This is a genomic window from Nocardia sp. NPDC059229, assembly GCF_042754165.1.
In the GTDB taxonomy this organism is placed as follows: domain Bacteria; phylum Actinomycetota; class Actinomycetes; order Mycobacteriales; family Mycobacteriaceae; genus Nocardia.
Window position 1 is genome coordinate 1,239,968 of the sequence record NZ_JBHZAK010000001.1, and the last position, 13,220, is coordinate 1,253,187.

Sequence of the window (13,220 nt, forward strand, 5' to 3'; positions counted from 1 at the left end):
AGCCACGGCCCACCGGCCTGCCCGTCGCCGAGTGTCAGAGGGAGTCGGCCAGATCGCGCAGAACCGGGAGGCTGACCGAGCCGGAGCCGAGCACCGTGTCGTGGAAAGCCTTGATGTCGAAGGCGGATCCGAGGCGGTCGGTGACCAGGGCACGCTGGCGGCGGATCTCGAGCTGGCCGACCTTGTAGGCGACCGCCTGGCCGGGCATGGCGATGTAGCGGTCGATCTCCACCCGGATCTCCTCGAGCCCGACGGGGGCATTGGCGGACATGAAGTCGACGGCCTGCTGACGGGTCCAGCCCTTGGCGTGCAGGCCGGTGTCCACGACGAGGCGGCAGGAGCGCCACGAGTCGGCGGCGAGCATGCCGATGCGGGTGAGATCGTCGGGGTACAGGCCCATTTCGTCGGCGAGGCGCTCGGTGTAGAGCGCCCAGCCTTCGACGAAGGCCGTATTGGAGAAGGACATGCGCTGGAAGCGCGGGAGATGGTCCAGCTCGTTGGCGATGGTGAGCTGGAGGTGGTGGCCGGGAATGGCCTCGTGGTAGGCGACCGCGGCGGTCTCGTAGCGGTTGCGGCTCTTGGGTTCCCGCAGGTTCACGTAGTAGGCGCCGGGCCGGGAGCCGTCGGCCGCGGGCGTGAAGTAGTAGGCCGCGGGCGCATCCGCGGCCAGGAAGTCGGGGACCGGCAGGATGTCGCAGGACTGGCGCGGGAGCCGGCCGAACCAGTTGCCCATCTCCGTCTGGGCGGCGGCCAGACACGCCCGGGCGTCCGCCATGATCTCCGCACCGTCGCCGTAGCGCAGCGCCGAATCCTCGCGCAGCCGGGTGAAGATGGCGGTCTGATCGGCGAGGCCGAACAGGCGGCCGCCCACCTCCTCGTATTCGGTGCGCAGACGGGCCAATTCGTCCAGCCCGAGCTGGTGGATCTCGTCCGCGCCCAGGTCGGGCAATGTGGTGTGGTGGCGCAGCAGGCGGCGGTAGATGTCCGCGCCGTCGTCGCCGAGCCAGCAGAGGCCGGGCTTGTCATCGGGGCGCGAAACGGGTTCGAGCTCGGCGGCGAGCACCGCCCGGTAGGCGGCGAAGGCGGGCCGGATGACCTCCCGCGCGACCTCGGCCAGCTCTGCGCGCCAGGCGGTTTCGCCATCCCAGCCCGCCGGGCCGGCCAGGGTGACGAACGGGTCGTCGGCGAGATCGGAGGCCAGGTAGCCATCCAGCTGATGGAGCGAGCGCTCGATGGTGATGTGCGCGGGCGTGCGCCCGGCCGCGAGTCCCGCCCGGAAGCGCTCCACGGCCTGGTTCATCAGGGTACCGAACTGCCGGTAGCGCTGCACCAGCCGCTGCGCGTTCTCCGGTTCGGGCGCGTTCACCAGGGGAGCCATGGTCAGCATCCCGGCGTGCACGCCCGTCATCTGATCCGAGGCCATCTCGACGGGCCGCCACTCCAGATGCGAGACCGCCGAAGCCAATTCGGTACGCAGCAGGCTCCGCGTGGTCCGGTCCTCGTCACCCAGCCGCCCCGGATCCAGAGCATCCACCTCGGCCAGTAGCCCCCGCCAGGTACCCAGCAGCCGTTCCTCCGCCGCGACCGACAGATCCTCGATGTGATCGTCGAATCGCCTGTCCCCCAACAGGGTCGCCTCGCTGGGCGCGGACTCCAGCATGGCGTCCCAGTACCGGTCGGCGAGTGCGATGAGTTCCTCGTGCGAGTCCATGCCGACCATCATGCCCGGGCCCGCCACCGCCGCGCGGCCGCACGGAAACTTCGCACCCCCAGCGGTGAGGTCGCCCGCTCAGCGGCGCGGCGGCACCGGAATGCGCATCAGATCCTCGGCCACCACGATCTCACCGCCGAAATGGGCACGGGCATCGGCCAAATGCTGGTCCAGGGTGCGGTAGCGCTGCGAGTAGTGGGTCAGCACCAGGGTGCGGACCCCCGCCCTCGCCGCCACCTGCGCCGCCTGCCCGGCCGTGAGATGACCGTATTCGACCGCCAGGTGCTCATCGGCATCGATGAAGGTGGACTCGATGACGAGCATGTCCACGCCCCGGGCCAGGTCGTGGACGCCGTCGCAGAGCCGCGTGTCCATGACGAACGCGAAACTCTGTCCCGGCCGCGCCTCGCTCACCTCGTCGAGGGTGACCGTGCGCCCGCCGATCTCGACTTCGCCGCGCCGCTGTAATTCACCCACGACCGGCCCGGACAATCCGAGTTCGCGCAACCGCTCGGGAATGAAGCGCAGGCTGTCCGGCTCGTCGAGGCGATAGCCGAACGATTCGACCGGGTGGGACAGCCGCTCCGCGCGCAGGGTGAAATCGGCTCCCGGCGGCGGCAATGCACCGGCGTCGGTGATCGGGTGCGGGTGCAGCTCCACCTGGCGGTTGTGCGCCGAGGAATCGATGAGCCGTTCGTAGTAGACCTCGCCGGACGCCGGGAAGTAGACGTCCACGGGATGCAGCGCCCCGTCCAGGCTGATGCGGCCCAGCACACCCGGCAGGCCGAAGCAGTGGTCCCCGTGGAAGTGGGTGATGCAGATGCGGGTGATCCCGCTGGCGGCCACACCGGCGAAGCTCATCTGCCGCTGGGTGCCTTCCCCGGGGTCGAACAGCAACCCCTCGCGATCCCACCGCAGCAGGTAGCCATTGTGATTGCGCTGTTTGGTCGGTACTTGGCTGGCCGTCCCCAGAATGACCAGTTCGCGCTGTGACACGGCCGTCAGGCTACCGCCCACCCCGCCGATCCTCGCGATGGCGAGGCGGGCGCGTCCCGCGAAGATACCGACAGGGGGTATCCGGCCCGGAGTGGCGGCAGGTCCGTAGAATGGCCGCCGTGATCGAGCAGCAGCCCCGAGGCACCCGGTTCATCCGGGCCTTCGGGCTGCTCGCCCTGCTGGCCGGGCTGGTGGCCATGCACGCGCTCGTCCTCGGCATGAGCCACGACCGCATGACCGGCGACCACGCCGGGAGCGCAGCGACAGTCATGACCGAGCACATGCACGACGCCGTTCTGCCCATGGCGGGTATCGCCCCGATCGCGATGGCCGCGGGCGAGGACCACGAGATGTCCATGCCCGGCTGCGGGGGCGATTGCGGCAATGGCCACGCCGGAATGCACGGTTGCCTGTTCGTGCTCGCCGCGCTGCTGCTCGGACTGGGTCTGGCCGTGCTGGCCTGGGTCGGCATCGGCCGTCGCGACGCCGCCACCTCGACACCGCGCCACCCGCGCGCGCATCACGCCCGTCCACCACCCTGGACGGTGCTCTCCCTGGCCGAACTGGCGATCCTGCGGATCTGATGGGCCGCCGCGGCCGCGTATCCCCCACGCGGACGCGGGTTTTCGCCTGCTCATTTCCCGATTCGCCAGCACCCACCAAGGAGTTCGACCATGTTCAGCACCCGGATCAAGCTCGCCCTGATCGCCGGCACCGCGGCCACCGCCCTGATCGCCGCCGGCTGCAGCAGCAATGACAGCGACACCTCGAAGGCCGCGCCGTCCTCGACCACCACGGCCATGAACCACGGCGGCATGCCCGGCATGGATCACGGCGCGACCGGCACCTCGGCGCCCGCGGCCACCCGCAGCGACTTCAACGCCGCCGACGTCACGTTCCTGCAGATGATGTACCCGCATCACGCGCAGGCCGTGGAGATGGCGAAGCTGGTGCCCACCCGCTCGCAGAACCAGCAGCTGATCACCCTGGCCACAGCCGTGGAACAGGCGCAGTCGCCGGAGATGCAACAGATCACCACGCTGCTGCAGAGTTTCGGCAAGCCCGCGCCGAGCAGCGACATGGGTCACGACATGCCCGGCATCATGTCGAAGGACCAGATGACCAAGCTGGAGGGCCTGTCCGGGCCGGACTTCGACAAGCTGTGGATGCAGATGATGATCGAGCACCATCAGGGCGCGATCACCATGGCGAATACCGAACTGGCACAGGGCGCCAACGCCGAATCGAAGGCTCTGGCGCAGTCCATCGTGACCGCCCAGCAGCAGGAGATCACCCAGATGAACACCATGCTGGGCCAGAGCTAGCAGCGAGAAGCCAAGGGGTGCGCCGGTATCCGGCGCACCCGCAAGCCTCGGTCCCCCAAATGCGGTTCCGGGGCGAAGCCACGGCCTTGGCAGGTATGGCCACGAGTTGCGAGAGTGGTTCTAATTGCCGATGACGGCGTTCATGATGGTGCCGGCGCTGGTGGCGGTGACGCCACCGATCATCGCTCCGGCCACCATCTTCGGTGATTCGAGGCCGCCGCCGCTCCACTTCTCCCAGGCGAACCGGCCACCGCCGTAGGTGATGGCGGTGACGCCGGACAGCATGGTGAACCAGGTGAAGTAGCGGACCAGCTTCATCAGCTTGTCCGCTACGGGCGGGGTCTCCGGGGTCGGGTTGCCGATCTGCGCGACAACCGTGGTGTAGGCGTCATGCACAGCGAGGAGCATGCTCACGATCGGTTCCTCTCGGGATGCTGATACGGTGCTGATGGGCCGAACTTGTGGCACAACTCTCAATATTCAGAGCAATTGAACCGCATTCCACGAGGTGGCGTATGGAAGACACACCACCAGCACCGAACTCGAGCACCCGATCAGCTACCGGTTTTCGCCTCCGCGCGGGCCATCACCGAGTGCTTTCGGCCGTAGGCGAAGTACACGACCAGACCCAGTGCCATCCAGATGACGAACCGCAGCCAGGTCTCCACCGACAGGTTGAACATGAGCCAGGCGCACGCGATGACCGACAGGATCGGGATGAGCGGCACCAGCGGCACCCGGAAGCCGCGCTTCAGATCCGGCCGGCTGCGGCGCAGCACGACCACGCCGATGGACACCAGCACGAACGCGAACAGCGTGCCGATATTGACCATTTCCTCCAGGGTGCCGAAGTCCACGAACCCGGCCAGCACCGCGCAGATGACGCCGACGATGGCGGTGATCCGCACCGGCGTGCCCTTGGGGCCGGTGTGTGCGAGCCGGCGCGGCATCAGGCCGTCGCGGGACATGGCGAACAGCACGCGGGTCTGGCCCAGGAACAGCACCATGACGACCGTCGTCAGACCGGCCAGCGCGCCGACGGAGATGATGTTCTTGGCCCAGTTGACGCCGTGCAGGGCGAAGGCCGTCGCGAGGGTGGCGTCGTTGCCCTGCAGGTCCTTGTAGGACACCATGCCGGTGAGCACCAGCGAGACCGCCACGTACAGCACGGTCACGATGGCCAGCGAGCCCAGGATGCCGCGCGGCACATTGCGCTGCGGGTCCTTGGTCTCCTCGGCGGCAGTGGCGACCACGTCGAAGCCGATGAAGGCGAAGAACACGATGGAGGCGGCGGCCAGCAGGCCGTACCAGCCGTAGTGGCTGTTGCCGCCGCCGGTGACCAGCTGGAACAGGGTCTGCTGCAGCTTGCTCGCGCTGCCGGAGTCCGCGTTGGGGACCGAGGCGGGGATGAAGGGCTTCAGGTTCGAGGCCTTGAAGTAGGTGGCGCCGACCACGACCACCAGCGCGATGACGGCCAGCTTGATGGCGACCGCGACCGCGGACACCCGCGAGGACAGCTTGGTGCCGAGGGCGAGCAGCACGCCGAGCGCGGCGATCAGTACGACCGCGCCCCAGTCGAACTTGACCGAGCCGAAGTGCCAGATGGGCTGATGCCCGCCCATGACCGTGCCCAGGTACTGCGACCAGCCTTTGGCGACCACCGAGGTGCCGAGCGCGAATTCCAGGATGAGGTCCCAGCCGATGATCCAGGCGACCAGCTCACCGAAGGTGGCGTAGGAGAAGGTGTACGCGCTGCCCGCGACGGGGACGGTCGAGGCGAATTCGGCGTAGCAGAGTGCGGCCAGGCCGCAGGCAACGGCCGCGAAGACGAAGGCCAGCGAGACCGCGGGTCCGGCCAAGTTGCCCGCGGTACGCGCGGTGAGGGTGAAGATACCGGCGCCGACCACGACCGCGACGCCGAAGACCGTGAGGTCCCATGAGGTCAGGTCCTTGCGAAGTTTGGAATCGGGATCGTCGGTGTCCCGGATCGACTGTTCGACGCTCTTGGTGCGGAACAGTCCGGTGGTGCGTTGGGCAGCGGGACCGGCAGCGTCTCGCGAGGAGTCCGATATCGCCACTGTCTCTCCTAAATCTGGCTTCTCGGCAACAATGCAGTTCTCACCGGTCGGTCACCATCAGGCGAGTTATCGGCGTCACACGGCACCGTATCATCAGCTGGTACGTACCAGTTCAGCAACAGGCTGGTCACCGAGAACGCACCCGCGTGCCGCCGCAACACCACGCCGGGGACCGGTGGGCGGATTAGTGTTTCGGTATGGCTTTCGGGGGAACGTCCGCGGGCGGGGATCCGGTCGCGCTGGATCGGGTGCTGGCGCATGCGCACAGCGTCCGGGTCAGGGAGATGCCCGGGGACGCGCCGATCCTGCTGGAGGAGCGGGATCCGATTGCCGTGCGAGCGCTGCGGGACGCCCTGCGCGTTGCCGACCTGTCCGGTTTCGTGTGCATGTGCTGGGGCGATGTGGTGCTGGACTTCTTCGACACCGACGAGCGTCCGCTCACCACGGTGACCCTGCATCACGGCTATTCGATCCGCTGGGACGGCTGGCCCCAGGACGCGCTGCTGGCCGACGGCATCCGCTCGCTGGAATGGCTGGCCGTGCGCGGCGTCGCCGTTCCCCTGCGCGAATACCGCGTGGCCGAGCAGCGCCAGGCCGACATCGACCGCACCGCCCGGCTCTGGGCGGCCGAGATCCCCGCACCACTCATGCCCTACACCGACATCTTTCTCGATACGTCCACCTCCGGCGGCGGTTTGACCGGCCCCCAGGTGACAGAGGCCCGGGCCCTGCTGTCGGTGGCGTACCCGGATGCGGTGGATCGAATCCTGCGCCTGTGCGCCTGGTACGCGGCGGGCACCGGCGCCTACTCGGGTTACCCGCCGCACGAACGCATTCCGGCCCAGTTCCTGGATCTGGAGAACCGCACCGATTTCGCCCGCGCCGTCGACCTGGCCGACGACGCCGCCATCGCCGGCGCGGTCCGCTACCTGATCAGCTGGGATACCCGAAAACGCCTGGCCCGCCTCCTATCCGCGCTGTCCCCCGCCGCCCGCCGCAAGGTCCTCGTCCACGCCCGCGACGCCGAATCCCGCCGCTGGCTGGAGCGCCGCATCGCGGGGTTGCAATGAGACACCGCCGGGAGCTGGTGGCCGGTGGCCAGTTCGATGCGAAGTTCCTCGGCGAGATAGAGCCCGCCGCAGGCTGATTCGTCCGGTCTGTCTCGGGTTCATTCGCGAATCGGTCACGGCACCAGGACCGCGCGCCCCCGGATCTGGCCCGCGTCCAGGCGGCGGAAGGCTTCCGGCCCCTCGGCGAGGTCGAAGCGCTCGACCTCCATGTGCAGCTTGCCCGCCTGGGCGAGGGCCACGCACGCGTGCAGGTCGCTGCGGGTGCCGCCCAGCGATTTCCGCACGGTCGCGCCCCACGGCCAGCCGGGGCCGCCGGCCGGTCCGGCGGTGATTTCCGGTGCGCCGCCGCCGATTCCGACCATGCGGTAGGCGCCGTTGGGGGCGACGGTCTCGCAGGCCAGCTTGGCGGTGGAGTCCACGCCGACGAAGTCGAAGACGGCGTCCGCGCCGCGCCCGTCGGTGAGGTCGAGGATCTGCTGGGCGGTATCGCCGCCGGAGAGGATGCCGAGTTCGGCACCGCAGTCGGCGGCCAGGTCCAGCTTCTCCTGCGCCTGGTCCACGGCGATGACCCGCACGCCGGAGATGGCGTGCAGGATCTGCACCGCCACGTGCCCGAGCCCGCCGATGCCGATGGCGACCGCGGTGCCGCCGGGCCGGAGTGCTTCGCGCGCACCGCGAATGGCGTGGTAGGCGGTGAGGGCGGCGTCGGCGACCGGCGCGGCCTGCAGGAAGTCCAGGTCGCCGATGGGCACGAACGAGCTCGCCGGAATCCGCACGTACTCCGACATGCCGCCCTCGATGGTGAGTCCGGGGCAGGGCGGCATGGCGACGCGACCCGCCGCGAGACAGACGTTCTCGTTGCCGCTCACGCACTCCCGGCAGACGCCGCAGGTCCAGAACAGGTAGACGACGCCGCGTTCGCCGATCTCGCGCCCGTTCACGTCCGAGCCGATGGCCTCGATGGTGCCGGCGATCTCGTGGCCGAGGGTGAGCGGATCCTCGCGCAGCTGGATCGGGAAGTTGACCAGGGTCAGGTCGGAGTGGCAGACCCCCGCGGCGCCGACCTTCACCAGCAGGTCGGTGGGTCCGATGTCCGGGACCGGGATGTCGTTGATCTGCACCTTTTCCGGGCCGGTCCACTGGAGTGCGCGCATCATGCTTCCTTGCCTCGAACTTGTGATCTGGCGCACACGGTAGCAGTGGCTTTACACTGTGTCTAGCGAATGACGGAATGTCTACTGATTTACTCGAAAGTCTTCCCACCATGCCGGACAGCTGTCTAGGCTCGCGTCCCATGAACACACCGCGGATCGCCATCGTGGGCGCCGGAATCTCCGGGATCTGCATGGCCGTGGCTCTGCAGCGGGCCGGATTCACCGACTTCACCCTCTATGAGAAGGCCGACGAGTACGGCGGCACGTGGCGCGACAACAGCTATCCGGGCCTGGTGTGTGATGTGCCCTCGCGGTACTACCAATTCCGGTTCGCCATGAATCCCGAATGGTCACACCTGTATTCGGCCGGACCGGAGATCAAGGACTATCTGGTCGGGGTGGCGCGCGAGCACGGACTGCACCGGCGCACCCGCTTCGGGACGGAGGTGACCGGCGCGGTGTTCGACGGCGACGGCTGGCAGCTCACCACCTCCGACGGCGTGACCCAGCGCGTCGACTTCGTGCTGTGCGCAACGGGTTTCCTGCACCACCCGAGCCGGCCGGATATCCCCGGGCTGGACGAATTCGGCGGCCCGGTCATGCATTCCGCGCGCTGGCGGCACGATGTCGCGCTGACCGGCAAGCGGGTGGGCGTGATCGGCACCGGCTCCACCGGCACCCAGCTGGTGAGCGCGCTCGCGGGCACGGTGCCGGAAGTCGTACTGTTCCAGCGCACTCCGCAGTGGATCCTGCCGACGGTGAACCGGTCGTACACCCGGGTGTCGAAGCGGCTCTACTCGATGATCCCCGCGCTGGGCGCACTCCCCTACTGGTTCAATCGCGCCGCCTTCGCCGTGTTCTCGCAGGGCCTGGTGCATCCCGGCCGGGTGCGCCGGTTCATCCAGTGGGTGGTGGAGCGAAACCTGCGGTCGGTCAAGGATCCTGAACTGCGGCGCAAGCTGACGCCCGACTATCAGGCCATGTGCAAGCGGCTGGTGGTGTCCGACCGCTTCTACCAGGCCGTGCAGCGCCCCGATGTCACGCTGGTGACCGAGGGCATCGATCACGTCGAGAAGCGCGGCGTGGTGACCACCGACAGCCGCCTGCACGAGCTCGACATCCTGGTCCTGGCAACGGGATTCGACTCGCACGCTTTCATGCGCCCGATGGCCATCACCGGACTGGGCGGCCGCACCCTGGATCAGGCGTGGGAGCAGGGCCCGCGCGCCTTCGAGGGCGTCATGATGCCGGACTTCCCGAATCTGTTCATGCTCGTCGGCCCGCACAGCCCCTTCGCCAATCATCCGCTGACCGCGGTCGCCGAGGCACAGTCCGCCCGCATCGTCGGCTGGCTGCGGCGCTGGCAGGCAGGCGAATTCGCGACCGTTGCCCCTACCCGCGCCGCCACCGACCGCTACAACGCGCGGATGCGGGCCGCCGCCCCGAGCACGGTGTGGACCACCGGCTGCACCAGCTGGTACCTCGGCAGGGACGGGCTGCCCGAGCTGTGGCCGTGGACCCCGGGGCGCTACGAGAAGCTGATCCGCAGCGCACCGGATCCGGTCGACTACGACCTGAATCAGCGTGTCGAGAGCCGGAAGTGACATCGTGGAAATAGCGTTCTGGCGCTTGCTATCCCGCCTGGTGGGCCGCTGGTGGTTCGGCCCTGCCCCCGACTGGTCCCGGGTCCGCGCCCGGGTCGGCGCGGGCACCACTTTCGCCCGGGCGCCCCGCGGTATCGCCGTCGAGACCAGTCGACTCGGCGGCATACCGGTCGAAACTCTCACTCCCCGTTCGGCGTCCGCCGACGCCGCGGTGCTTTACCTGCACGGCAGCGGCTATGTGATCGGCATGCCGCGCATGGTCCGCACCCTCACGGGTGCGCTGGCGGCGGCCATGGGGACGACCGTGCACGCCCTGGACTACCGGCTGGCCCCCGAGCACCCGTACCCGGCCGCCATCGACGACACCGTCGCCGCCTATCGAGCCCTGCTCGCAGCGGGCATCCCGGCCGAACGCATTGCGGTGGTCGGTGATTCGGCCGGCGGCGGCCTGGCGCTGGACCTGGTCCTGCGGCTGCGCGAGAAGCACTGGCCGCAACCCGCGATCCTCGGGCTCATCTGCCCGGTGCTGGATCTGACCGCGAATTCCTCGGCCTTCCACTGCGATCCGAGCCGGGAGCCGCTGCTGAACCCGCCGCTCATGACGCAGTTCATGGCTGCCTACCTGCCGGGTGTCCCCGAGGACGAGCGCCGCGCCCGGTCCCCGCTCTACCGGGACATCACCGGCCTGCCGCCCATCGTCATGCATTCGGCGGGCGACGATCTGCTGGCCGGTGACGCCCGCCGCTTCGCCGCACTGGCCGCGAAATCGGCTGCGCCCCTGCGGCACCGCGAGTATCGCAATCTCTGGCACGTCTTCCACGCCATGCCCATGCGCGTGGCACGGGAAGCCGTGACCGACCTCGCCTCCGCGCTGTCCGACCGCCTCTACGGCCACCATGTCGGCCACCGGGCAAGCCGCTGATCGATCGATCCGACACCGCCGCCCGGTCCGGCACGTTCAGCGCCGGGCGGCGTGCTCGTCCAGCTCGAGGTCGATGAAGGCTCCGATCATGGCCCGCCACACCGCTTCCGCGACGGCGGGCGCCAGTCCGGCCGCGTCGGCACGCTCGCGGGCGAGAGCCACGACCCGCTCCACGCGATCGGGCGCGCGCACGGCCTGCTCGTCGGCCTTGAAAGTGGCGGCCGCGCGCACCAACTCCTGTCGCTCGGCCAGCAGCCGGATCAGGTCACCGTCGAGAAGGTCGATGCGCGTGCGGACCTCGGCCAGCGAGCGTGGAGCGGACATGAGCAGGCAGCGTATCGAACGCCGGGCGACCGACGTTCGGGCCGGCAGCCCCGCGGCCTCACACGAAAGCCCGGCTGACGACCGGCACCACGAACTCCTCCAGCATGGCGCGCTCCTCCGCGTCGTCGCGGCCGGGGGCGGCGAGGAAGGAGACGATGATGCGGGTCAGCCAGCGGGCCAGCCGGCTGCGTTCGGGATCGGTGAGGGCGGTGGGCGTGAACAGGCCCGCCGCAATGGATTCGATGACGTCGGAGTCCTGGCTGATGCGCCCGGCCGCGCCGGATTCGCCGGGGCGGAACCAGGCGATGAGCATGGGGTCGGCCCGGACCGCGTGGATCGCGCCGAGCATGGCGGTGACCACCTTCTCGCCCGGATCCTCGATCGCGGCGACCTGCTCGAACACACCCCCGGCAATGCGGCGGGTGGCGCGGTGCACGAAGGCCAGGCGGACGGCCTGCCGGTTCTCGAAGTACCGGTAGAGGGTCGCGCGGGAGCATCCGGCCGCCTTGGCGATATCGCCCATACCGACCGCGGTGACGCCGCGCTCGGCGAACAGGCGTGCGGCGGCATCGAGGATGCGCTCGGCGGCCAGGTCGGCGCGGTCGTCGGCCAGCCAGTCTCGGCTCATGGATGTCCCTTCGATGCTCGCGGGTCCGGCGGCGGGGCAGTCGCTACCGGACCCACTCGTTCACACTCTGCCCGCGCGGTGCGCGGACGGTGCGACCGGGCCGACCTTGCGCGGTGGCCGGCCCGGAGTCGGTCAGGCCGTCGCCCGGAACGGGACGGAGATCGGCCAGCGCACGTAGTTGCCGTGCGCCCACTGCACGGTATCGAGATCGACGGTGAAGTCGGGGCAGCGGGCCAGCAGTTCCTCCAGAGCGACCCGTGCCACCATGCGGGCGGCGGCCGCGCCGAGGCAGTGGTGGTGGCCGTGGCTGAAGGTCATGATGCGCTTGGGGTTGCGGCGCACGTCGAGTTCGGCGGCGGTGGGCCCGAATTCGCGTTCGTCGCGGTTGGCCGACCCGTAGAGCAGCAGCACGCGGCGGCCCGCGGGGATGGTGACGCCGTGCAGATCCACATCGCGGGTGGTAGTCCGAGCCAGGCCCTGGACCGGGGAGGTCATGCGCAGGAATTCCTCGACGGCGTCGGGGATGAGCGCCGGATTCTCCACCAGCAGGCGGCGCTGGTCGGGGAAGGCGGTGAGCAGTTGCACCGCGCCGCCGAGGTTTCCGGTGGTGGTGTCGTTGCCGCCGGTGATCATGGTGAAGGCGAAGCCGAGCATGGCCAGCAGGCCCTCGTTGTCGCCGTCCGCGCCGAGCCCGGAGGCGAGCAGGTGCGAGATGGTGTCGTCGCCGGGTTCCTTACGCCGCCGGTCGATGAGTTCGCTGAAGTAGCCGACCATTTCACCGACCGCGGTGAAGGCGTTCTGGTCGCCCGCGGCCAGCCCCGCACCCTCGACCGCGCCACCGACGATGTTGTCGGTCCACGCGTCGAACTTGCCCCGATCCTGTTCCGGCACACCGAGATAGTGCGCCACCACCATTGTGGGCAGGGGCTTGAACAGCTCCTTGACGATATCGCCGGAGCCCGCGGCCCGCAGGCCCTCGATGCGCTCGATGACGAAGGCGCGCACCTCGGGTTCGACCGAATTGACCTGCCGGGGTGTGAATCCCGGTGATACCCGGCGGCGGAAGTCGGTGTGGTCGGGCGGGTCCATGAAGACGAACGGCTTGGCGGCGCCGAATCCGGCGGCCAGCAGGTCGACGTAGTCGACGGTCAGGCCGGAGGCCGAGGAGAAGGTCTCGGGGTCGCGCGCGGCGGCGTACACGTCCGCGTGCCGGGACAGGACGTAGAAGTCGTCGGATTCGCGGCCCTCCGGGACGGCCCGGTGGACCGGATCGTGGTCGCGCAGCTGGGAATACATGGGATACGGGTCGCGCCAGGTTTCGCCGGAGCGCAGTTCGAATCGCACCGCATGAGACGCCGTTGAACTCATGAACCGACGGTAAGACAAAACTCACGATATGTCTAGAACC

The 13,220-nt window shown here is 69.2% G+C and carries 13 protein-coding genes; 5 read left to right on the top strand and 8 right to left on the bottom strand.

Features of this window, described 5'->3' with window-relative positions:
• Positions 1-34: 34 nt before the first annotated feature.
• Both ACFXHE_RS05800 and ACFXHE_RS05805 read right to left on the bottom strand, forming a co-directional pair.
• Entirely contained in the window at positions 35-1,711 is a 1,677-nt protein-coding gene (locus tag ACFXHE_RS05800; protein ID WP_379380133.1) for a DUF885 domain-containing protein, read from the bottom strand.
• Positions 1,712-1,789: 78 nt separating this feature from the next.
• Positions 1,790-2,707: a ribonuclease Z gene (locus tag ACFXHE_RS05805; protein WP_379380135.1), complete on the bottom strand. Its 918-nt coding sequence runs from the start codon at positions 2,705-2,707 to the stop codon at positions 1,790-1,792.
• 119 nt (positions 2,708-2,826) lie between these two features.
• Here ACFXHE_RS05805 and ACFXHE_RS05810 point away from each other — a divergent pair, with 119 nt between their 5' ends.
• Positions 2,827-3,291 carry a DUF6153 family protein gene (locus ACFXHE_RS05810; RefSeq protein ID WP_379380137.1) on the top strand — a complete coding sequence of 155 codons (465 nt, stop codon included), beginning with the start codon at positions 2,827-2,829 and terminating at the stop codon, positions 3,289-3,291.
• Positions 3,292-3,381: 90 nt separating this feature from the next.
• A complete protein-coding gene (locus tag ACFXHE_RS05815) occupies positions 3,382-4,032 on the top strand; it encodes a DUF305 domain-containing protein (RefSeq protein ID WP_379380139.1) in 651 nt (216 codons plus the stop codon).
• A gap of 120 nt (positions 4,033-4,152) precedes the next feature.
• Here ACFXHE_RS05815 and ACFXHE_RS05820 read toward each other — a convergent pair whose 3' ends face one another.
• Positions 4,153-4,440: a hypothetical protein gene (locus ACFXHE_RS05820; RefSeq protein WP_356995903.1), complete on the bottom strand. Its 288-nt coding sequence runs from the start codon at positions 4,438-4,440 to the stop codon at positions 4,153-4,155.
• Positions 4,441-4,586: 146 nt separating this feature from the next.
• Positions 4,587-6,110 (bottom strand): amino acid permease, encoded by a 1,524-nt coding sequence (locus tag ACFXHE_RS05825; protein ID WP_379380141.1) that lies wholly within the window; start codon positions 6,108-6,110, stop codon positions 4,587-4,589.
• A gap of 197 nt (positions 6,111-6,307) precedes the next feature.
• Here ACFXHE_RS05825 and ACFXHE_RS05830 point away from each other — a divergent pair, with 197 nt between their 5' ends.
• Positions 6,308-7,180, top strand: a complete 873-nt coding sequence (locus ACFXHE_RS05830; RefSeq protein ID WP_379380143.1) for a hypothetical protein — start codon at positions 6,308-6,310, stop codon at positions 7,178-7,180.
• A gap of 113 nt (positions 7,181-7,293) precedes the next feature.
• Here the strand turns inward: ACFXHE_RS05830 and ACFXHE_RS05835 are convergent, their stop codons facing one another.
• On the bottom strand, positions 7,294-8,334 hold the full coding sequence (locus tag ACFXHE_RS05835; RefSeq protein WP_379380145.1) for an NAD(P)-dependent alcohol dehydrogenase: 1,041 nt from the start codon (positions 8,332-8,334) through the stop codon (positions 7,294-7,296).
• A gap of 140 nt (positions 8,335-8,474) precedes the next feature.
• Here ACFXHE_RS05835 and ACFXHE_RS05840 point away from each other — a divergent pair, with 140 nt between their 5' ends.
• Entirely contained in the window at positions 8,475-9,938 is a 1,464-nt protein-coding gene (locus tag ACFXHE_RS05840; RefSeq protein ID WP_379380147.1) for a flavin-containing monooxygenase, read from the top strand.
• Between the two features lie 4 nt (positions 9,939-9,942).
• Positions 9,943-10,860: an alpha/beta hydrolase gene (locus ACFXHE_RS05845; protein WP_379380149.1), complete on the top strand. Its 918-nt coding sequence runs from the start codon at positions 9,943-9,945 to the stop codon at positions 10,858-10,860.
• Positions 10,861-10,896: 36 nt separating this feature from the next.
• On the opposite strand, the gene ACFXHE_RS05850 is transcribed toward ACFXHE_RS05845, so the two are convergent.
• The 3 genes from ACFXHE_RS05850 to ACFXHE_RS05860 form a co-directional block, all read right to left on the bottom strand.
• The gene (locus tag ACFXHE_RS05850) at positions 10,897-11,184 is read right to left on the bottom strand and encodes a chorismate mutase (RefSeq protein WP_379380151.1); all 288 of its coding nucleotides are present in this window, start codon (positions 11,182-11,184) and stop codon (positions 10,897-10,899) included.
• 58 nt (positions 11,185-11,242) lie between these two features.
• Positions 11,243-11,812, bottom strand: a complete 570-nt coding sequence (locus ACFXHE_RS05855; RefSeq protein WP_379380153.1) for a TetR/AcrR family transcriptional regulator — start codon at positions 11,810-11,812, stop codon at positions 11,243-11,245.
• Positions 11,813-11,944: 132 nt separating this feature from the next.
• Positions 11,945-13,180, bottom strand: coding sequence for a cytochrome P450 (locus tag ACFXHE_RS05860; protein WP_379380155.1), 1,236 nt, complete (start codon positions 13,178-13,180; stop codon positions 11,945-11,947).
• Positions 13,181-13,220: the final 40 nt, after the last annotated feature.

Bases quoted from the DNA above. Each gene is read 5' to 3' on its own strand.
- ACFXHE_RS05855 (WP_379380153.1), bottom strand. From the start codon at position 11,812: ATGAGCCGAGACTGGCTGGCCGACGACCGCGCCGACCTGGCCGCCGAG.
- ACFXHE_RS05835 (WP_379380145.1), bottom strand. From the start codon at position 8,334: ATGCGCGCACTCCAGTGGACCGGCCCGGAAAAGGTGCAGATCAACGAC.
- ACFXHE_RS05800 (WP_379380133.1), bottom strand. From the start codon at position 1,711: ATGGACTCGCACGAGGAACTCATCGCACTCGCCGACCGGTACTGGGAC.
- ACFXHE_RS05840 (WP_379380147.1), top strand. From the start codon at position 8,475: ATGAACACACCGCGGATCGCCATCGTGGGCGCCGGAATCTCCGGGATC.
- ACFXHE_RS05860 (WP_379380155.1), bottom strand. From the start codon at position 13,180: ATGAGTTCAACGGCGTCTCATGCGGTGCGATTCGAACTGCGCTCCGGC.
- ACFXHE_RS05820 (WP_356995903.1), bottom strand. From the start codon at position 4,440: ATGCTCCTCGCTGTGCATGACGCCTACACCACGGTTGTCGCGCAGATC.
- ACFXHE_RS05830 (WP_379380143.1), top strand. From the start codon at position 6,308: ATGGCTTTCGGGGGAACGTCCGCGGGCGGGGATCCGGTCGCGCTGGAT.
- ACFXHE_RS05850 (WP_379380151.1), bottom strand. From the start codon at position 11,184: ATGTCCGCTCCACGCTCGCTGGCCGAGGTCCGCACGCGCATCGACCTT.
- ACFXHE_RS05815 (WP_379380139.1), top strand. From the start codon at position 3,382: ATGTTCAGCACCCGGATCAAGCTCGCCCTGATCGCCGGCACCGCGGCC.